This window comes from Roseovarius carneus, assembly GCF_020141465.1.
Taxonomy (GTDB): Bacteria; Pseudomonadota; Alphaproteobacteria; order Rhodobacterales; family Rhodobacteraceae; genus Roseovarius; species Roseovarius carneus.
The window spans coordinates 1,964,027-1,983,622 of sequence record NZ_JAHSPD010000001.1 but is presented as its reverse complement, the minus strand read 5'-3'; the positions used below and the strand labels follow the sequence as shown (position 1 = coordinate 1,983,622).

18 protein-coding genes, 1 tRNA gene and 1 pseudogene are annotated in these 19,596 nt (G+C 61.6%); 12 read left to right on the top strand and 8 right to left on the bottom strand.

The genetic code is table 11. The annotated features are described in order from the left end of the window. Positions 1–46: 46 nt before the first annotated feature. The gene (gene betC / locus KUD11_RS09960; protein ID WP_109384833.1) at positions 47–1,555 is read right to left on the bottom strand and encodes a choline-sulfatase; all 1,509 of its coding nucleotides are present in this window, start codon (positions 1,553–1,555) and stop codon (positions 47–49) included. 289 nt (positions 1,556–1,844) lie between these two features. On the opposite strand from betC, the gene KUD11_RS09955 reads away from it, so the two are divergent. After that, complete coding sequence (locus KUD11_RS09955; protein WP_109384834.1) at positions 1,845–3,398, top strand: ABC transporter substrate-binding protein; 1,554 nt, start codon at positions 1,845–1,847, stop codon at positions 3,396–3,398. An 89-nt stretch (positions 3,399–3,487) separates the two neighbouring features. On the opposite strand, the gene KUD11_RS09950 is transcribed toward KUD11_RS09955, so the two are convergent. The 3 genes from KUD11_RS09950 to KUD11_RS09940 form a co-directional block, all read right to left on the bottom strand. Next, entirely contained in the window at positions 3,488–4,846 is a 1,359-nt protein-coding gene (locus KUD11_RS09950; RefSeq protein ID WP_109384835.1) for a hypothetical protein, read from the bottom strand. Positions 4,847–4,995: 149 nt separating this feature from the next. Beyond that, positions 4,996–5,901, bottom strand: coding sequence for a DMT family transporter (locus tag KUD11_RS09945; RefSeq protein WP_109384836.1), 906 nt, complete (start codon positions 5,899–5,901; stop codon positions 4,996–4,998). Positions 5,902–5,999: 98 nt separating this feature from the next. Beyond that, on the bottom strand, positions 6,000–6,932 hold the full coding sequence (locus KUD11_RS09940) for a pirin family protein (RefSeq protein WP_109387980.1): 933 nt from the start codon (positions 6,930–6,932) through the stop codon (positions 6,000–6,002). Positions 6,933–7,133: 201 nt separating this feature from the next. On the opposite strand from KUD11_RS09940, the gene KUD11_RS09935 reads away from it, so the two are divergent. The 7 genes and pseudogenes from KUD11_RS09935 to KUD11_RS09905 all read left to right on the top strand — a co-directional run bounded on the left by KUD11_RS09935 (position 7,134) and on the right by KUD11_RS09905 (position 15,240). Continuing rightward, a complete protein-coding gene (locus KUD11_RS09935; protein ID WP_181375343.1) occupies positions 7,134–8,267 on the top strand; it encodes an alpha-hydroxy acid oxidase in 1,134 nt (377 codons plus the stop codon). A gap of 145 nt (positions 8,268–8,412) precedes the next feature. Continuing rightward, positions 8,413–11,859, top strand: a complete 3,447-nt coding sequence (locus KUD11_RS09930; protein ID WP_109384838.1) for a pyruvate carboxylase — start codon at positions 8,413–8,415, stop codon at positions 11,857–11,859. A 1-nt stretch (position 11,860) separates the two neighbouring features. Continuing rightward, positions 11,861–12,676 carry a metallophosphoesterase gene (locus tag KUD11_RS09925; protein ID WP_224380196.1) on the top strand — a complete coding sequence of 272 codons (816 nt, stop codon included), beginning with the start codon at positions 11,861–11,863 and terminating at the stop codon, positions 12,674–12,676. A 217-nt stretch (positions 12,677–12,893) separates the two neighbouring features. Continuing rightward, positions 12,894–12,968, top strand: a tRNA-Gly gene (locus KUD11_RS09920). Positions 12,969–13,081: 113 nt separating this feature from the next. Then, positions 13,082–13,669 carry an imidazoleglycerol-phosphate dehydratase HisB gene (gene hisB / locus KUD11_RS09915; RefSeq protein ID WP_109384839.1) on the top strand — a complete coding sequence of 196 codons (588 nt, stop codon included), beginning with the start codon at positions 13,082–13,084 and terminating at the stop codon, positions 13,667–13,669. Positions 13,670–13,672: 3 nt separating this feature from the next. After that, complete coding sequence (hisH, locus tag KUD11_RS09910; protein WP_109384840.1) at positions 13,673–14,308, top strand: imidazole glycerol phosphate synthase subunit HisH; 636 nt, start codon at positions 13,673–13,675, stop codon at positions 14,306–14,308. A 9-nt stretch (positions 14,309–14,317) separates the two neighbouring features. After that, a pseudogene (locus KUD11_RS09905) lies at positions 14,318–15,240 on the top strand (glutaminase). Between the two features lie 4 nt (positions 15,241–15,244). Here KUD11_RS09905 and KUD11_RS09900 read toward each other — a convergent pair. After that, positions 15,245–15,583: a DUF2147 domain-containing protein gene (locus tag KUD11_RS09900; RefSeq protein WP_109384841.1), complete on the bottom strand. Its 339-nt coding sequence runs from the start codon at positions 15,581–15,583 to the stop codon at positions 15,245–15,247. 210 nt (positions 15,584–15,793) lie between these two features. Next, positions 15,794–16,186 (bottom strand): DUF2147 domain-containing protein, encoded by a 393-nt coding sequence (locus KUD11_RS09895; protein ID WP_109384842.1) that lies wholly within the window; start codon positions 16,184–16,186, stop codon positions 15,794–15,796. 137 nt (positions 16,187–16,323) lie between these two features. Between KUD11_RS09895 and hisA the strand changes: the two genes are divergently transcribed. Beyond that, the gene (gene hisA, locus KUD11_RS09890; protein WP_109384843.1) at positions 16,324–17,043 is read left to right on the top strand and encodes a 1-(5-phosphoribosyl)-5-[(5-phosphoribosylamino)methylideneamino]imidazole-4-carboxamide isomerase; all 720 of its coding nucleotides are present in this window, start codon (positions 16,324–16,326) and stop codon (positions 17,041–17,043) included. Between the two features lie 46 nt (positions 17,044–17,089). Here the strand turns inward: hisA and KUD11_RS09885 are convergent, their stop codons facing one another. After that, a complete protein-coding gene (locus KUD11_RS09885) occupies positions 17,090–17,545 on the bottom strand; it encodes a DUF302 domain-containing protein (RefSeq protein ID WP_109387984.1) in 456 nt (151 codons plus the stop codon). 99 nt (positions 17,546–17,644) lie between these two features. On the opposite strand from KUD11_RS09885, the gene hisF reads away from it, so the two are divergent. Genes hisF through KUD11_RS09870 form a run of 3 tightly spaced genes read left to right on the top strand, consistent with a single transcriptional unit; the run spans position 17,645 to position 19,007 of the window. Beyond that, a complete protein-coding gene (gene hisF / locus KUD11_RS09880) occupies positions 17,645–18,409 on the top strand; it encodes an imidazole glycerol phosphate synthase subunit HisF (RefSeq protein ID WP_109384844.1) in 765 nt (254 codons plus the stop codon). Next, entirely contained in the window at positions 18,406–18,720 is a 315-nt protein-coding gene (locus tag KUD11_RS09875) for a phosphoribosyl-ATP diphosphatase (RefSeq protein WP_109384845.1), read from the top strand. The genes hisF and KUD11_RS09875 overlap by 4 nt, the downstream gene beginning before the upstream one ends. Beyond that, positions 18,717–19,007: a Dabb family protein gene (locus KUD11_RS09870; protein ID WP_109384846.1), complete on the top strand. Its 291-nt coding sequence runs from the start codon at positions 18,717–18,719 to the stop codon at positions 19,005–19,007. Before KUD11_RS09875 ends, KUD11_RS09870 begins: the two co-directional genes overlap by 4 nt. Here the strand turns inward: KUD11_RS09870 and KUD11_RS09865 are convergent. After that, positions 19,004–19,477, bottom strand: a complete 474-nt coding sequence (locus tag KUD11_RS09865) for a CoA-binding protein (protein WP_109384847.1) — start codon at positions 19,475–19,477, stop codon at positions 19,004–19,006. The genes KUD11_RS09870 and KUD11_RS09865 overlap by 4 nt on opposite strands. Positions 19,478–19,596: the final 119 nt, after the last annotated feature.

Below are 19,596 nucleotides of genomic sequence, written 5' to 3'. Positions count from 1 at the left end.
TCGCTTTGATCCGGATCAATGTTCGAGAGCCAACCACGCCGCACCCCTATTCCCCTCGCGGAAAGCGCTGCCGCTCCTCCACCTCGTTGAGGTCCATATGATTGCGCATGTACCGCTCCGACGCTTTCTTGAGGGGTTGATACTCCCACGGATAATATCCCCCCTCCCGCAGCGCCTCATAGACCACCCAACGGCGGGCCTGGCTCTCACGTACGGCGGCGTCAAACGCGCCCAGATCCCAACGCGCCTCGGCCTTGGCCTGAAGCTGCGCCAAAGTGCCCGCATGAGCCGGGTCGCCAGCCAAATTCACCAACTCATGCGGATCCGCCTCCAGATCGAAAAGCTGATCGGGGTCCAGCGCGCAACGATTGTATTTCCACCGCTTGTAGCGCAGCGAAACCATCGGCGCATAAGACGCCTCAGCCGCGTATTCCATCGCCACAGGGCTGTCGCGCTCGCCTCCCTGCCCCAAGGGCACAAGGCTCTCGCCCGCCACCCACGGGGCCACCTCAGATATATCCACACCAGCCAGATCGCAAAGTGTCGGGCACACATCAATGTTGCTCACCGGATCATGCACCAGCCCCGGCGCCATACCGGGGGCCGCAATCATCATCGGCACGCGGGCGGAGCCCTCAAGAAAGCTCATCTTGAACCACAACCCCCGCTCGCCCAGCATATCGCCATGATCCGAGACAAAGAGGATAATCGCCTCTTGCCGGGTCGCCTCAAGCGCCTCCAACACCTCACCGATTTTGTCATCCAAGTAGGAGATATTGGCAAAGTAAGCCCGCCGCGCCCGGCGAATATGATCTTCGGTGATGTCAAAACTGCGCCAATCATTGGCATCGAAAATGCGCTGTGAATGGGGATCGTGATCGTCGTAATCCATCGCAGGAACCTCAGGCAGCAGATGCTCGCAATCCTCATACAAGTCCCAGTATTTGCGCCGCGCCACATAAGGATCATGCGGGTGGGTGAAGCTGACTGTCAGGCACCATGGCCGCGTATCGTGACCACGCGCCAGATCATAGACCTTGCGGGTGGCCTCATAGGCGACCTCATCATCATATTCCATCTGGTTGGAAATCTCGGCCACGCCTGCGCCCGTCACGCTGCCCATATTGTGATACCACCACTCGATCCGCTCACCGGGTTTGCGGTAATCCGGCGTCCATCCGAAATCAGCGGGGTAGATATCCGTGGTCAGCCGCTCCTCAAACCCGTGCATCTGATCGGGGCCGACAAAATGCATCTTGCCCGACAGACATGTGTGATACCCCGCACGGCGCAAATGATGCGCGTAAGTCGGGATGTCGGCGGCAAATTCGGCGGCATTGTCATAGACCCGGCTGCGCGACGGCAAAAGCCCCGACATAAAGCTTGCCCGCCCCGGCGCACAAAGCGGGCTGGCCGTATAGGCATTGGCAAACCGGGTGGAGCGGGCCGCGAGGCGCTTGAGATTGGGCGCATGCAGCCACTCAGCCGGGCCATCGGGGAACAGCGTCCCGTTCAGCTGATCCACCATGAAAATCAGAATGTTAGGCTTGCTCATTGTCTTGCTTTCATTCCCGAGCCCCGCAAAATACGGGCCGGATTTCCCAAAGGCACCGCCAACGCCTGTCAGAGCCTCACTACGTCCGTTTACATGTCATTGGACAAGCGCCTTATGTCATAATAACATCGTAGAGCGCGCGTACATTTGCGCCAAGCCCGCCATTGAAAGCGGCATCAGAACCTAAATCGGCGCCAGCCGGATGAGGGACACATAAAAATACCGGCTTGTATCTTTGTATGAAGGTGCTCAGCCGGGTCAGAAAACAACACTGGGAGAAGACCACATCATGTCACTTTTGCACAGCGCCCGGCTCGATCGTCGCGGATTTCTGAAGACCACTGCGGCAGGGGCCGCTCTGGCAACTCTGCCGATCAGCGCGAAGGCCACCCCCAAGCGTGGCGGTCACCTGCGCGTCGGCAAAGGCCACGGCCAAACCACGGATAACCTCAACCCGGGCACGTGGGAAAACGGCTTCACCAACGGCATGGCCCACGCCATTCATGGCCGCCTGACAGAAGTGATGCCCGATGGCTCCGTCGCGGGCGAAGTTGCAGAAAGCTGGGAAGCCAGCGATGACGCGACCCAATGGCGCTTCAAGATCCGCTCCGGCATGACGTTCCACTCGGGCAAGTCGGTGACCCCCGCCGATGTGGCCGCCTCGATCAGCTTTCACCGCGGCGCGGACAGCACCTCGGCGGCGGGTCCCATCGTGGCCCCGGTTCAGAATATCAGCATCGATGGCGACACTGTCGTATTCGATCTTGATGGCGGCAATGCAGACTTCCCGTTCATCCTCAGCGATTATCACCTGACAATTCACCCCGCCAAAGAAGGCGGCGGCATTGACTGGGAATCCGGCGATGGCTGCGGCAGCTACGTTCTGGATGATTTCAACCCCGGTGTGTCGGTCACGATGAGCCGTAACCCCAACCACTGGCGCGATGATGTGGCATGGTTCGACAGCATCGAAATGCTGGCGCTTGTGGACCAAAACGCCCGCACGACGGCGCTTGTGTCCGGCGATGTGCACGCGATTGACCGGGTTGACCTGAAAACCGTCAGCCTTCTGGAGCGTAATCAGAATATCAAAATCGCCTCCGTCGCTGGCACACAGCACTTTACCTTCGCGATGTCCGCCAATCAGGCGCCCTTCGACGACAACAATGTGCGCCTCGCCCTGAAACACGCGATCAACCGCGAGGAAATGGTCGAAAAAATCCTCTTCGGTTACGGGTCCGTCGGCAACGATGTTCCGATTGGTCAGGGCCAGCTCTATTTCAACACCGAGTTGGAGCAAAAGACATTCGACCCGGACAAGGCCAAGTTCCACCTCAAGGAAGCAGGCCTCGACAGCCTCGAAGTCTCGCTCTCGGTGGCCGATGCGGCCTTCCCCGGCGCGGTGGATGCAGGCGTGCTGTTCCAGAACTCCGCCAAGGAAGCGGGCATTGACCTCACCGTCGTGCGCGAACCCAACGATGGCTATTGGTCCGATGTCTGGATGAAAAAGCCCTTCTCGGCGGTCTATTGGGGCGGACGTCCCGTGCAGGACCAGATGTTCTCGACAGCCTATGCGTGCGGCGTCGAATGGAATGACGGGTTCTGGTGCAACGACCGCTTCGACGAGCTGCTGGTGCAAGCGCGCGCCGAGCTGGACCCGGTCAAACGGCAGGCACAGTATTTCGAGATGCAGGAGATCGTCAGCACCCAAGGCTCGATCATCATCCCGATGTTCGCCAACTACGTCTTCGCGACCACCGCAGATATCGGCACGCCAGATGCGATGGCCTCCAACTGGGATATGGACGGCGAACGCTGGGCCGAGCGTTGGTGGTTTGCCTAAGGCCCTATGCGCCTGAGGCTATGAATTTAAAAAACCCCGGGCCAAACGGCTCGGGTTTTTTTTATGCGAAAGGGTTGAACGAGCTTTGCTCAGCGGGCCTCGGGCAAAGCACCCCCCTCTTGCAGATCGTCCATCTCCAACTCTCCCGGAGAAGGGTCCGACCGTGATTTGATAGCCTGTGGCGGCGGCGCTTGCCACGCTTTCAGACGCGATCCGACAAGATCGTAGAAGGTGGTCACAATACGCTCCAGATCCTCAATGAATGTCTTGCGCCCTGAAAAACGCGCGCCCAACCGCTCCACTAACAAAACCTCAAAGCTATGCGGCGCGCTCTCAGGGTTGGTGGACTGGATCGAGGCCGGATCCTTTCGCAGCGCAACCACCTCTTTCATCGTAGGAGAGCCGCTGCCCGGCCAATGAGCCCGCACCAGCAGTCGGTCATCATCATCTGGCAGCATCCCCAAAAGCCAATTCACCCGCGCTTTGGTCGAAACGCGGTCAGCACGCGCTTTTACCGTCATCGAAACGGACACTGTTCGACGCGCCAGATCGGCGCATACATCAATATCAGATGCGCAATTTGGGATCCGGAAGGTCGAATCCAAAAGATGCTTTGAAACAAGCTTGTCGATCTCGGATTTCAGCCTGACTGCGGGGTCATCAATGTGTTTTCGCGGTATCCGGGCCTCCACCTGCTGCCCGACATAGCTGGACATATGCAGGCACAAATCACGCTCCTCCGCCAGCCAGCTTCCCGCCACGGCCTCCACTTCGGGGGCACTCTTCTTCAGCGTCTCGTCATTGGTCACAGCTTGGCAAACGTCTTTCCAAGGTGCCGCCATTTGCGTGAACCGCTCAACCCCCGTCGCCGGATGCGCAAGGAAATCATTGAACTGTTCCAGAAGATAGAGCTGTTCCTGATCATCAACCGCCTCTTGATACGCAAGAATCTCGCACAATGTCGCAAGCCGGGCCCATGACCAATGAAACAGATCAACCTTCCTGAGCAGTGTTTTTGGCACATTCACCGGCGAATGATCGGCCCGCGCGACAAACTGATTTGAAATTGTGATGACGGCATTGAGTCCGTTTGCCTTGGCAAGCTCGACATATTTTTGAACCTGCTCGTCTCCAAGGTCGTTCTTGCCAATCTTTGCTTCCACTAGGGCCGTCCATTGCGTGCGACCAGTATCCACAACGATCAAGCCATCGGGGCGACAGCCGCTCGCGGTTTCCACCTTGAGGACGACCTCCGTAAAGGTGCGCACTTTGGTTCGTTTGCCGCTCCTGACGCCAACAGATCCCAACAAATCCTCAGACAGCGCCGGTATCTGGCTCATCACGGCCAAAAATATCGACGCTACGCGCCGTTCCTTGCTGGTCTCTGCCAGCACGGGAAAGAGGCGGGCATGATCTCCGCTGATTATGAAGTCGGGCTTGTCTTGCATGTCACATCTCCCACAATTGGAGAAATGCTAGCCAAGCTTGCATGATCTGGCAACGCATTGATTCAATCAAGGGTTGAAAAGCCGCATTGGCGCCACGCAAACGCCGTCGTGATACGGACATAATACCGACACGCTAATAGCGTTTCAAATCACCCCTTGGTCTGATGCATCGACGGGGTTACTGCGCGCCGCTTCAGCACCGCCTCGCGCCACGAGATGAAGCTGACCGAGCCCACGATCACCAGACCGCCCAACACGACGAACGGGTCCACCCCTTCGCCGAAGAAAAGCGCGCCAAGTGACACCGCCCAGACCAGCTGAAGAAAGGTCGCAGGTTGCGTCACAGCCAGCGGTGCTGCCCGGAAGGCCAGCGTCATGGTGTAGTGGCCCAGCGTCGCGAAACACGCGACGGCAAAGAGGATGGCAAGTTCCCACAGGGTCGGCGTGACCCAGTTCATCAGCGCCAGAGGGGCCAGCCCGATGGTCACGAAAATCGACAGCATCCCCACGACCACAGCCGGGCTGACCTTGCCACTGGCCATTTTGGCCAGAAGATAGGACGCGCCGAAAAAGATCGCCGTGAAGATCATCGCCAGATGGCCTGAGCCCACTTCGCGAAATCCGGGCCGCAGGATGATAAGCGCCCCGATAAGGGCAAAAACCACCGCCAGCACCCTGCGAAAGGCAAGCTTTTCGCCCAAGAAAAACACCGCACCCAGCGTGACATAGATGGGTGAGAGGTAATTCATCGCCGTCACATCCGCGATTGGGATGCGCGCCATGGCGTAAAACCAAAGTGCGACACCGATGGTGTGAACCGCCCCGCGCGCCGCAAAAAGCCCCCAGAGCCGCCGGGTGAGCGGCGCGCGCAGCATCGGCCCCGCCATCGGGATCAGGAACACGAGGCCGAGCAGATAGCGCAGGAAGGCCGCCTCGGGCGCAGGGATGCGCGTGCCGAGGATTTTCACCAGCGCCGTGACCGCCACAAAGCACAGCCCCGTGACGATCATCCAGAAAATACCCCAGCCGGGGCGCGCGGTTTGCTCTGCATCCATGGATCATGCAAAAGACAATCCGCACCGAATGTCGAGAGGCCTTGCGCGCATAGCAGGTGACAGCGTGGCGCAAGGGCGGCTCAGGCCAGAGCGGCGGCTCAGGGCAGCGGGATGAACTCGGCGGCGTCGCCGGGTGGCAGTTGGAACCGCCCATGTGCCCAATCGCCCTTGGCCCATGCCTCTTTTGCCGCCTCGATCTTTTCCTCGCTGGAGGCGACGAAATTCCACCAAAGATAGCGCGGCCCGTTCAGCGTCTCACCGCCCAGCGCCATCAGCCGCGCACCCTGCGGCCCGGCCTTGAGCGTGATCGCATCGCCGGGGCGAAAAACCATCATACGACCCGCCTCAAAGCTCTGGCCCGCCACCTCAACCGCGCCTTGCGTGACGTAAACACCCCGATCCTCATGATCCTCCGGCAGCGGCAACATTGCCCCCGCCTGCAGCACCACATCGGCATAGAACATATCCGAGAACGTCCCCACAGGCGCCGTCTCGCCCCAGCCGCGCCCCATGATCAGGCGCAGCTCCTTGCCCTCGCCCTCCAGAAACGGCAGCGCGGCCTCGGCGTGATGCTCAAAACTTGCCGGATTGTCCTCTGCATCCTCGGGCAGGGCGACCCAGGTCTGAATGCCAAAGAGCTTGGAGCGCCCTTGGCGGGTCGCCTCGCTGGTGCGCTCGGAATGCGTCACGCCTTGGCCTGCGACCATCCAGTTGACCTCACCGGGATAAATCATCTGATCGGTGCCGAGGCTGTCGCGGTGCTGAAACTCTCCGTCATAGAGATAGGTCACCGTGCCAAGGCCGATATGTGGATGCGGGCGCACATCGATCCCCTTGCCGGTCAAGAACTCCGCAGGCCCCATCTGATCGAAAAACACGAAAGGCCCGACCATCTGCCGCTGGGGCGCGGGCAGCGCACGGCGCACCTCGAACCCGCCCAGATCGCGCGCACGTGGCACGATCAGCGTCTCGATATCATCAAGGCGACCTGCCTCGGGGCAGTGTGGCTCCAGCGTTGGGTTCCAACTCATGCTGCGTCCTTTCATTGCGTTTTAATTACGCCCCTGAATACGGGCGGAGGTTTGGCTGAAAATAGCCGCCAAACCGGGCCTATCAAATCCCCAAACCCGCACAGCAACTGTGCAACCTCTGTGAAGCCTCTGTGCACACCCATAAATCCGTGGTGCAGCGCGTCTGGACAAGACCGCGCGCCACAGGGCATGAACGCGCGCATGGATCTGCACGCAAAATACCCCGCCCTCAGCTATCTGCGTGCCCGCGCAAAGCGGCGCCTGCCGCGCTTTGTGTGGGAATATCTCGACAGCGGCACCGGGGCCGAGCATGCGCGTCACGCAAATGAGGCCGCTTTCGCCGCCATCCCCCTGCCGCCCTCCATCCTGCATGGTGAATTTGAGCCCGACCTCTCTCTCCCTCTTTTGGGCCGCGATATGCCTTTGCCCTTTGGCATTGGCCCCGTGGGCATGTCCGGCCTGATCTGGCCCGATGCGGAGCGGCATCTGGCCCGCACCGCGGCGCGCCATGGCCTGCCCTATACGCTGTCGACCGTGGCTGCGCAGACGCCCGAAACCATTGGGCCGCTGGCAGGCGGCGATGCGTGGTTTCAGCTCTATCCCCCGCGCGACCCGGAGATACGGGCCGACATGCTACGCCGGGCCAAGGCGGCGGGCTTCAAGACCCTCGTGCTGACCGTGGATGTGCCTGTCGCGTCGCGGCGCGAGCGGCAGGTGCGCTCGGGCCTCACACAGCCGCCCCGCCTCACCCCGCGCCTTCTGGCACAGGTGGTGATGCGTCCCGCGTGGGCGGCGGGCATGGCGCAGATGGGGATGCCCCGGATGCGGATGATCGACGATTACGCAGGCGCCGCCCACAAGGGGCAGCCAAGCCACGCCCATGCAGGCTACCTGCTGCGCACCTCGCCTGATTGGGATTATCTCAGATGGCTGCGCGATGCATGGGACGGCCCGTTCGTCGTCAAAGGTGTGATGGAAGCCTCCTTTGTGCCCCGACTGGAGGCCGCAGGCGTAGACGCATTGTGGATTTCCAACCATGGCGGGCGGCAGTTTGACGGCGTGCGCCCCACGATTGAGGTGCTGCCCGAGATCCGCGCCGCCACCGCCCTGCCGCTTGTGATGGATAGCGGCGCACAAGGCGGGCTGGACATCCTGCGCGCGCTGTCTCTGGGCGCGAGCTTCGTGATGATGGCGCGGCCCTGGCATTATGCGCTGGCCGCCCTCGGCCCCAAGGGCCTGGATCATTTCGTTGATATTCTGCGCCTCGATCTGGCCTCAAATATGGGCCAGATGGGCTTAAAGCGTCTCCGCGACATCGCGCCCTCACGCGGGTAGGTATTTTTGCAAACGGGTAGGCCACGCGCCGGATCGCTTGCGCACAGGCCGCACAGTTTCTACAACATCGCTCAGCGCCCATGCGCGGCACAACATGCCCGACCGAATGGCTGGAGCCTCAGGTCACATAAGGGGGACAAGCCCAGTGAGTGAATTCCGCAAAATCCTGATCGCCAATCGCGGCGAGATCGCCATCCGCATCATGCGCGCCGCCAATGAGTTGGGCAAAAAGACGGTCGCCGTCTTTGCCGAAGAGGACAAGCTGAGCCTGCACCGGTTCAAGGCTGATGAGGCTTACCGCATCGGCGAGGGGATGGGCCCCGTGGCCGCATACTTGAGCATTGACGAGATCATCCGCGTCGCCCTTGAATGTGGGGCGGATGCGATCCATCCCGGCTACGGCCTTTTGTCGGAAAATCCCGATTTCGTGGATGCTTGCGCCAATAACGGCATTACCTTCATCGGACCGCAGGCAGACACGATGCGCGCCCTTGGCGACAAGGCCAGCGCCCGGCGCGTGGCCGTGGAGGCGGGCGTGCCGGTGATCCCAGCGACCGAGGTGTTGGGCGATGATATGGACGCCATCCGCAAAGAGGCCGCCAAGGTCGGCTATCCCTTCATGCTCAAGGCAAGCTGGGGTGGCGGCGGGCGCGGCATGCGGCCCATCATGGACGAGAGTGAGCTTGAGGAGAAAATCCTCGAAGGGCGGCGCGAGGCGGAAGCGGCCTTTGGTAATGGCGAGGGCTATCTTGAGAAGATGATCCTGCGCGCGCGCCATGTGGAGGTGCAGATCCTCGGCGACAAGCACGGGCAGATGTATCACCTTTTTGAGCGCGATTGCTCGGTCCAGCGCCGCAACCAAAAGGTCGTGGAGCGCGCGCCCGCACCCTATCTCAGCGAAGCCCAGCGCGAGGAGATTTGCGCGCTTGGTTACAAGATCTGCAAGCACGTAAACTATGAGTGTGCGGGCACGGTCGAATTCTTGATGGATATGGACACCGAGCAGTTCTACTTCATCGAAGTGAACCCCCGCGTGCAGGTTGAGCACACCGTGACCGAAGAGGTCACCGGCATCGACATTGTGCAGGCCCAGATCAAGATCGCCGAGGGCAAAACCATTCAGGAAGCCACCGGCAAGGCGACCCAAGAGGATGTGCGCCTCAATGGCCATGCACTGCAAACCCGGATCACCACCGAGGACCCACAGAACAACTTCATCCCCGATTATGGCCGCATCACCGCCTTCCGCGAAGCCACGGGCATGGGCATCCGCCTCGATGGTGGCACGGCCTATTCTGGCGGCGTGATCACGCGTTTCTACGACAGCCTTCTGGTCAAAGTCACCGCCCACGCGCAAACCCCCGAGGCCGCGATCGCGAGGATGGACCGCGCCCTGCGCGAGTTCCGTATTCGCGGCGTCAGCACCAATATCGCCTTCGTCGAGAACCTGCTGAAACACCCCACGTTTCTCAACAATGAGTACACTACCAAATTCATCGACAACACGCCGGATCTCTTCCAGTTCAACAAGCGCCGGGACCGTGGCACGAAGGTGCTTACGTATATTGCCGACATCACGGTGAACGGTCACCCGGAGGTCAAGGACCGTCCCCTGCCCCGCGCCGACCTCAAGCCCCCGCGTGCGCCCGCGCTACGCGCAGAGCCGATGATGGGCACGCGCAACATGCTGGAGCAAAAAGGACCGCAGGCCGTGGCCGACTGGATGAAAAAGCAATCCAAGCTGCTGATCACCGACACGACCATGCGCGACGGGCACCAATCGCTTCTGGCCACACGGATGCGCAGCCATGATATGGTCAAGGCGGCACCGGCATATGCCGCCAACCTGCCGCAGCTTTTCTCGATGGAATGCTGGGGCGGTGCGATCTTTGACGTGGCCTACCGCTTCTTGCAGGAATGCCCGTGGAAGCGCCTGCGCGATCTGCGCGCGGCCATGCCAAATCTGATGACACAGATGCTGTTGCGCGGCTCCAACGGGGTGGGCTACACCAACTATCCCGACAATGTGGTGCAGGAATTCGTGCGCGTCGCGGCGACCTCCGGCGTTGATGTGTTCCGCGTCTTCGACAGCCTCAACTGGACCGAAAACATGCGCGTGGCGATGGATGCCGTGATCGCCAATGACAAGCTCTGCGAAGGCACGATCTGCTACACTGGCGACATCCTGAACCCGGACCGGGCGAAATATGACCTGAAATACTATGTCGGGATGGCGCGCGAGCTGGAAGCGGCGGGCGCGCATGTGCTGGGCCTCAAGGATATGGCGGGGCTTTTGAAGCCTGCGGCGGCCAAGGTGCTGATCAAGGCGCTGAAATCCGAAGTCGGCCTGCCGATCCATTTCCACACCCATGACACCGCAGGCACGGCCTGTGCCACGATCCTCGCCGCTGCCGATGCGGGCGTGGATGCAGTGGATTGCGCGATGGACGCGCTGTCGGGCAACACGTCGCAAGCGACGCTGGGCAGCATTGTCGAGGCGCTGGCACATACCGACCGCGAGACGGGGCTCGACATTGGCGCGGTGCGCGAAATCTCCGATTACTGGGGGGCGGTGCGCGAGCATTACGCGGCCTTCGAGACAGGGATGCAGGCGCCTTCATCGGAGGTTTACCTGCACGAGATGCCCGGCGGGCAGTTCACCAATCTCAAGGCGCAGGCGCGCAGCCTTGGCCTTGAGGACCGCTGGCCGGAAGTGGCGCAGACCTATGCCGATGTGAACCAGATGTTTGGCGATATCGTGAAGGTCACGCCCTCGTCCAAGGTTGTGGGCGATATGGCGCTGATGATGGTGAGCCAAGGCCTCAGCCGCGCGGATGTCGAGGATCCGGCCCGCGATGTAGCCTTCCCGGATTCGGTGATCGACATGATGCGCGGCAATCTCGGCCAGCCTCCGGGCGGCTTTCCCAAAGGGATCGTGTCCAAGGTGCTCAAAGGCGACGCGCCTGACACCGAGCGGCCCGGCAAGCATCTCAAACCTGTCGATCTGGAGGCGACCCGCGCCGAAGTGAGCGGGCTTCTGGAAGGGAAATCCGTCGATGATGAGGATCTCAGTGGATACCTCATGTATCCCAAAGTCTTCCTCGATTACATGGGGCGTCACCGCACCTATGGCCCCGTCCGCGCCCTGCCCACCAAGACGTTCTTCTATGGGATGGAGCCGGGCGAGGAGATCACAGCCGAGATTGATCCGGGCAAGACGCTTGAGATTCGCCTGCAAGCGGTGGGTGAGACCACCGAAGACGGCGAGGCGCGGGTGTTTTTTGAGCTGAATGGTCAGCCCCGCGTGATCCGCGTGCCCAACCGTCTCGTAAAATCGCAAACCGCGACACGGCCCAAGGCCGAGTTGGGCAACGCCAACCATATCGGCGCGCCGATGCCCGGAGTGGTCGCAAGCGTCGCTGTGACGCCGGGCCAGAAGGTGAAGGCGGATGATCTGTTGCTCACCATCGAGGCGATGAAGATGGAGACGGGGATTTATGCCGAGCGCGATGCGGTCATCAAAGCCGTGCATGTACAAATGGCCGGACAGATCGACGCCAAAGACCTGCTGATCGAGTTCGAAGAGAGCTGAGATGGGGCTGAACGGGCTGCGCAAGATACTCGTTCTGACCGACCTGCATTTTCTGCCCGCCGGCGGGCGGATCGGCCATCTTGATCCCGATGCACGGTTTCGCGCCGCTCTGGCGCATGCGCTGGAGCATCATGCGGATGCCGAGCGTATCGTGCTGACCGGCGATCTGACCCACAACGGAGCGCCCGAGGAATACGCCGAGCTGCGGGCGGCCTTGGAGGATTGTCCCCTGCCGGTGCATATGACGCTCGGCAATCACGACCGACGGGAGGCGTTTTTCGGCGCGTTCCCCGAGGCCGCGCGCGATGGAGATGGCTTTGCCCAAGAGGTGATCGACAGCGGCGACACGCGGCTGATCATGCTCGACACTCTGGCCGAGGGCGCCGAGAGAGAGCATTCAGGCTTGCTCGGGCCTGAGAGGCTTGCCTTTCTCGACGCCGCTTTGGCAGGAGCCGCTGGGCGGCGCGCGGTGGTCTTCATGCACCACCCGCCCATGGATGTGGGCTTTGACGCGATGGACGCCATCGGGCTTCTGGACCGGGATGCGTTTCTGGAGATCCTGTCGCGCCACGGCACAGCCTGTCAGATCATCGCGGGCCATGTGCATCGCAGCATCTGCGGCAGTGCGGGGGGCGTGCCTGTGTGCCTGTTGAAAAGCCCCTGCCACCAATCGCCGATCATGGTGGCGGGAATGGATGTGCATGCCTCAGTCGATGAGCCAGGGGCCTACGGGATTGTCTATCTGCATGAGGGCGGCGTCATCGTGCACTCTGAGGATGTGGATGTGCCCGGCCGGTGCATGTTGAGCTACACCTGAGCGCTGTGATCCCGCTATACCCCCAAGGAGCGCCTTGCGGCGCGCGGCTTGGGTGCAGAAGAGGGGCTTTGCCCCGGATCAAAAATTCCAAGGAATTTTTAACCCTCCCCAGGATATTTTCGGCAAGAAGATGCAGGGCAGAAAAACTTCGCGGGCCTGTGCAGTTTGTCCTTGCCAGCGCGGCGCGAGTTTTATATCCCGCGTCTTACCCAAGGAAGCGGGTGTAGCTCAGGGGTAGAGCGTTACCTTGCCAAGGTAAATGTCGAGAGTTCGAATCTCTTCACCCGCTCCAAATTTCTCTCCCCCAGTCATGGACGACCAATGCAGCAGTGCAGTGGCACCAAGCCCTTGGCGTGGGGGCGTGGCGCGCCTATAAGGGCGGCACAACAGCCGAGGAATATGCCGATGCGCCGCGCCGAAATCAGCCGCAAGACCGCCGAGACCAAGATTGAGGTGAGCCTCGATCTGGATGGGACGGGCGTCTACGACAATCAGACCGGGGTCGGGTTTTTCGACCATATGCTGGATCAGTTGGCGCGCCATTCGCTGATCGATATGCGCGTGCGCTGTGCGGGCGATCTGCATATTGATGATCACCACACGGTCGAGGATGTGGGGATCGCGATTGGGCAGGCACTGTCAGAAGCCGTGGGCGACAAGCGCGGTATCCGGCGCTATGGGTCGTGTCTTTTGCCGATGGATGATGCGCTGGTGCGCGCAGCACTCGATCTGAGCGGGCGGTCGTTTTTGGTGTGGAAGATGGATTTGCCCACCGCCAAGATCGGCACGTTCGACACGGAGCTGGTGCGCGAGTTCTTTCAGGCGTTGAGCACCCATGCTGGCATCACCTTGCATATCGAGGCGCTGGACGGGATCAACAGCCACCACATGGCCGAGGCCACGTTCAAGGCTGTGGCGCGCGCGCTCAGGGATGCGCTTGAGGTTGATCCGCGTAAGGCCGATGCGATTCCATCGACCAAAGGAGCGCTTTAGCCCATGACCACGGTCATCGTGGATTACGAGAGCGGCAATCTGCATTCCGCCGAGAAGGCGTTTCAACGGATGGCGGCTGAGGTGGGTGCGGGCGATGTGATCGTGAGCGCCGCGCCCGATGTGGTGGCGCAGGCCGAGCGGATCGTGCTGCCGGGGGATGGGGCGTTTCCGGCCTGTCGTCAGGCGTTGTTCGATCATCGCGGGCTTTTTGAGGCCATTGAGGAGCGTGTCGTGCATGGTGCGCGCCCTTTCATGGGGATTTGCATCGGGATGCAGATGATGGCCTCTCGCGGGCTTGAATATACCGAGACAGCCGGGTTTGACTGGATCTCTGGCACGGTGGGGCCGATCGAGGCCGCTGAAGGCCGCAAGGTGCCGCATATGGGCTGGAACGATCTGGTGCTGCACGGCCCCCATCCTGTGCTGAAAGGGATCGAGACAGGGCATCACGCCTATTTCGTCCATTCCTATCAATTTGCCGTGGACGCGCCGGAGCATCTTCTGGCGCATGTCGAGTATGGCGCACCCGTGACCGCGATTGTGGGCCGCGATACGATGATCGGCACGCAGTTTCATCCCGAGAAAAGCCAATCCACCGGCTTGCGGATGATCGCCAACTTTCTGCGCTGGACGCCCTGAGGCAGGGCCATGGATCTTCAGGCCATATTGGACCGCATCACGCGGGACGCCAAGGAGATCCCCGACAAGGGCCACGTGGCCGATTACATCCCCGAGTTAGCCCGCGTCGATCCCGAACAATTTGCCATCGCCGTTGCCCGCCCCGGCAGGCCGACACTTTGGTCCGGGGATGCGCAGACGCGGTTTTCAATTCAGTCGATCTCGAAAATCTTCACCCTCGCTCTGGCGCTTGGACAGCACGGGGACCGTTTGTGGAACCGGGTGGACCGCGAGCCATCGGGGCTTGCGTTCAATGCGCTGCGGATGCTGGACCGCGAGAACGGGCGACCGCGCAATCCCTTTATCAATGCGGGCGCCATTGTGACCACCGATGCGGTGCTGGAAGGGGCCGAGCCGAAAGAGGCGCTGGGGGCGATCCTGCGTTTCGTGCGCGATGCCGCCGAGAATGGCGATATCCACATCAACGAGGCGGTGGCATAGTCGGAGATTGCCACTGGGCACCGCAATGTCGCACTGGCCCATTACCTGCGCACCTACGGTAATCTGCGCCATGACCCAGCCCTGACGCTGGGCACGTATTTCCATCACTGCGCCATTGAAATGAACACCATACAACTGGCGCAGTCGGGTCTGTTCCTCACCGGGGGCCGCGGCGCGCCCCGTATGGTCTCGCCAGCGCGCACGCGCCGGATCAACGCGCTGATGATGACCTGCGGGCATTATGACGGATCTGGCGATTATGCCTACCGCGTTGGCCTGCCCGGCAAGAGCGGCGTCGGTGGCGGCATCCTCAGCATCGTGCCCGGGGTGGCCTCAGTGGCCGTGTGGGACCAGGGCTGAACCGATACGGCAATTCCAAGCTGGGCACTGAGGCGATGAGCCAATTGAGCGAGCGGACCGGCTGGTCAGTCTTCGGGGCAAGCAAAGGCTGACGCGCTACTGCACGCGGCTCCACGTCTGCCCCTGACAGATGGGACCCACGCAGCCCTTCACCGACAGACGACCGCCCTTGATTTGCATCTTGGCGTCATATTCCTTGGCGTGCGCAGGCACGTAAACGCGGCCCCCGTCATAATCACCCTTCCCGTTTGGGCGCATGTCCCAGAACAGGCGTTTGCCAACATTGGACGTGGTGATCTGTTTGCCCTCGGGACTGTAGGCCCGGATGATCGTCCCGCACAGCGCAGTGCCACAGGGGGCGACCTTGATATGGCCCACCTGCCCTTTGCCATCGGGCGGCGCGGCCCAGATACCAATCGCAGGGTCGTTCGCCATGGCGGGCAACGCCACAGCGACAACAAATAAAGCTGATAGAACGTGTTTCACCGGTAAATCCTTTCACCAGCGAACCCTCGGCCGGAGGGCGCGTGCCCCGGCTCAATTCGCCGGAACGCACGATAGTTAGGGCCTACCGCGCGTCGTCGCTAAAGGAATTGCGACCGCATGGTCGAAATACGACAGGAATCGCGACCTATTTCGCTTGGATCACTCGACTTTAGTCCATGTTCCACCATTGCGGCAAATCCCCAGCACACAGCCACTGACGGCAAGCGTGTTCCCGCTCAGCTGAAGTTTGGAGTTATAGGTCTTGTCGCGGTCCGGTGCGTAGACCTTGCCCTTATAGGCGCCATCGCCTTTGGCCATCGTTTCCGAGATGATCTGGCGGCCAATATTCTCGCTCGCCACCTCCGCGCCTGTGCCGTCAAACGCCTTCATCAGCGTGCCACAAAGTGCGGCCCCACAGGGTGCCACGTTGATCAGGCCGGTATGCCCGTTATCGTCAGGTGCCGTGCGCCATGTCCCCTCCAAAGGGTCTGCGGCCAGCGCGGCAGTCGCGCTCAGCACCACGGCAGCGGCGCTCATAAGAATTCGGTTCATCGGTTGATCCTCCCATTTGACCTATGTGTCAGCCTGCGCAGGCCCGCGCGTGCAATCAAGCATGACGTGGCGCACCGCGTTGCAAATGCCGCTGCGTCATGGTTAAGAGCCGCCAGTCCTTTATCAGCAGGTGCCCCATGATCCTCTACCCCGCGATTGACCTCAAAGACGGACAGGCCGTGCGCCTTTTGCGCGGCGAAATGGACGCGGCCACCGTGTTCAACGATGACCCGGCGGCGCAGGCCGAAGCGTTTGTGGCCGCAGGCTGCGAGTGGCTGCATCTGGTAGACCTCAACGGGGCATTTGCGGGCGTGCCGGTGAATGCAGCCCCGGTCGAAGAAATCCTGAAGCGCTGCCCAGTGCCTGCGCAGCTGGGCGGCGGCATCCGCGACATGGCAACCATTGAGGGCTGGCTTTCCAAAGGGCTTGCGCGGGTGATCCTTGGGACCGTGGCGGTGGAGAACCCCACCCTTGTGCGGGAGGCGGCGCGCGCCTTTCCGGGGCAAGTCGCCGTGGGGATCGACGCGCGGGGCGGCCGGGTGGCGACCAAGGGCTGGGCGGAGGAGACGGATGTGGAGGTGACAGACCTTGCGCGCTCGTTTGAAGATGCCGGGGTTGCGGCCATCATCTACACCGATATCAACCGCGACGGCGCGATGCAGGGCCCGAATGTGGAGGCGACAGCGGCGCTGGCGCGGGCCGTGTCGATCCCGGTGATTGCCTCGGGCGGTGTAAGCTCACTGGACGATCTTTTGGCGCTCAGGGATTGCGGCGCAGGGCTCAACGGAGCCATCTCGGGCCGTGCGCTTTATGATGGGGCCTTGGACTTGGGCGAGGCGTTGCGCGCGCTGAAATAGCGCGCGCTCCTGCGCCCCCGGTGCCTTGGTCAGGCGGGCGCTCTCGTTACATTCCCGCCGCTTTGCTCGTCAGTTTGGCGAGCGCGCCCTGCATCATCTCAAGGTAGCCTGCATCTTTCGGCACGCCGCCCATGTATTCAAGCGTTTTGGACGGCTCTTCATAGCTCAGCCAGACCTGCCCGGCCCCATCGCGGTAGACCAGAACCTTGAGCGGCAGGAACAGCCCCGCAAGCGGATCATCCTGCATGGCCAGAGCGCCCATTTTGGGGTTTCCGAAGATCAAAAGCTGCGAGGGTGCAAGCTCCAATCCCACGCTTGTGGCCCCGGCCCCATGATCCACGCGCGCAAAGACCGTGGCCCCTGCCCCGGTCACAGCCGCCTCAAGCGCATCCATCGTCGTGGCCACGTCGCCTGCCGCCTTTATCTTGGTGATCCCGCTCTCGCCGGCCATGCCCATACTCCCCAAAAGGGCCATCGCGCCCGCTGCTATCCACATCTTCATTGCTTGTGTCCTTTCCATCGCAAATTCCGCCCTATCTTCTGGCATCCATCCAAGAATGCCCATAAACAAATCGGTGAAAGTCGGAAGGCGCGCGAAACTATGCTCAAAACCCGGATTATTCCCTGTCTCGACGTGGCCGATGGGCGCGTGGTGAAGGGTGTGAATTTCGTTGATCTGCGCGATGCGGGCGATCCGGTGGACGCCGCGCGTGCCTATGACGCGGCGGGCGCGGATGAGCTTTGTTTTCTCGATATCCACGCCACGCATGAGAATCGCGGCACCATGTTCGACGTGGTGCGCCGCACCGCCGAGCAGTGCTATATCCCGCTGACCGTGGGGGGCGGGGTCCGTACGCCTTCGGATGTGCGCGCGCTGCTTCTGGCCGGGGCCGACAAGGTAAGCTTCAATTCCGCCGCCGTGGCCGACCCCGATGTGGTTGCGGCCGCCTCCGCGCAATTTGGCAGCCAGTGCATCGTCGTGGCCATCGACGCCAAAACCGTCTCACCGGGCAAGTGGGAGATTTTCACCCATGGGGGCCGCAAACCCACCGGCATCGACGCGGTGGAGTTCGCCCGTCTTGTCGTGGCCAAAGGCGCGGGCGAAATCCTTTTGACCTCAATGGACCGCGACGGCACGCGCGCGGGCTTCAACCTGCCGCTCACACGGGCCATATCGGACGCAGTGAACGTGCCGGTGATTGCGTCGGGCGGAGTCGGCACGCTTGACCATCTGGTGGACGGCGTCATTGAGGGCGGGGCAAGTGCAGTGCTGGCTGCGTCGATCTTCCACTTTGGCGACTTCACGATTGGCGAGGCCAAGGCGCATATGGCCGCCGCAGGCATACCAATGCGGGTGGCGGCATGACGCTGGAAGAATTGGCCGACATCATCGCAGAGCGCGCGGAGGCAGACCCGGAGACAAGCTGGACTGCCAAGCTGCTGGCCAGTGGCCCCGAGAAATGCGCCGAGAAGTTCGGCGAGGAAGCCGTTGAGGCAATCATTGAAGCGGTGAAGAACGACCCCGACGCGCTGGCACGCGAGGCGGCGGACGTGCTCTTTCACCTGCTGGTGATGCTGCGGTCCCGAGGCGTAGCACTGGCGCGCGTGATGGACGTGCTGGAGGCCCGGCAGGGCAAATCCGGCCTGACTGAGAAAGCCGAAAGGAACACGAAATGATCCGCCATGTGGTCTTTTTCTCTGCCAAACCGGGCGAATGTCCCGATGTGATCCGCGATGGGCTGATGATGCTGGCCCAGATCCCACATGCGCGCCATTTCGAGGTGGGCCGCAATTTGCACGCCGATCAGATCAACGCGGAGGCCCCTGATCTGGTGGTCTATGCGGAGTTCGAGGATGAGGCCGCGCTGGCAGCCTACAAGGCTGATCCGATCTACGAGAAATGCATCCAACTGGTCCGGCCCATGCGCGAAATGCGGATCGCGGCGGACTTCACTGCCGCCTAAAGCTTCGAGGAAATCACCCCGGTGTTGAACCCGCCCATGCGCAATTCACCGTGCAGGCGTTGATACTCGATCTTGGGGCAGCGGTTCATGATAACGTCCACCCCGCGCGCGCGCGCCTGTGCCGCCGCCGCCGGATCGCTCACCCCGATCTGCATCCAGATCGTCCCGAGTGTGGGAAAGAGCGCCAGCGCCTCCTTGACGATGGGGGCCACATGTTCGGACCGCCGGAAGATATCGACCATATCCACCTCGCCCGGCACATCCTCCAGGCCCGCCACGACCCTCGCACCAAACGCAACCTCGCCCGCATGGCCCGGATTGACCGGGATCACCTCATACCCTTTGAGCTTGAGATAGCGCGCCACATAATAGCTGGGCCGCACCGGGTTCATCGACATGCCGACCACTGCAATGCGGCGCGTGCGGGCCAGAATATCGCGCAGATGCGCATCTGAATAAGTCTCATCCATAACGCGAAGAGTAACGCCGTGACGCAGGTGCGCAAGAGAGGACAGCCCACAAAAAAGCGCCCAAGGAGGACCTTGGGCGCCAGTCACGGAACGAGGGACAGTCAAGGGGCTTGGCCAGT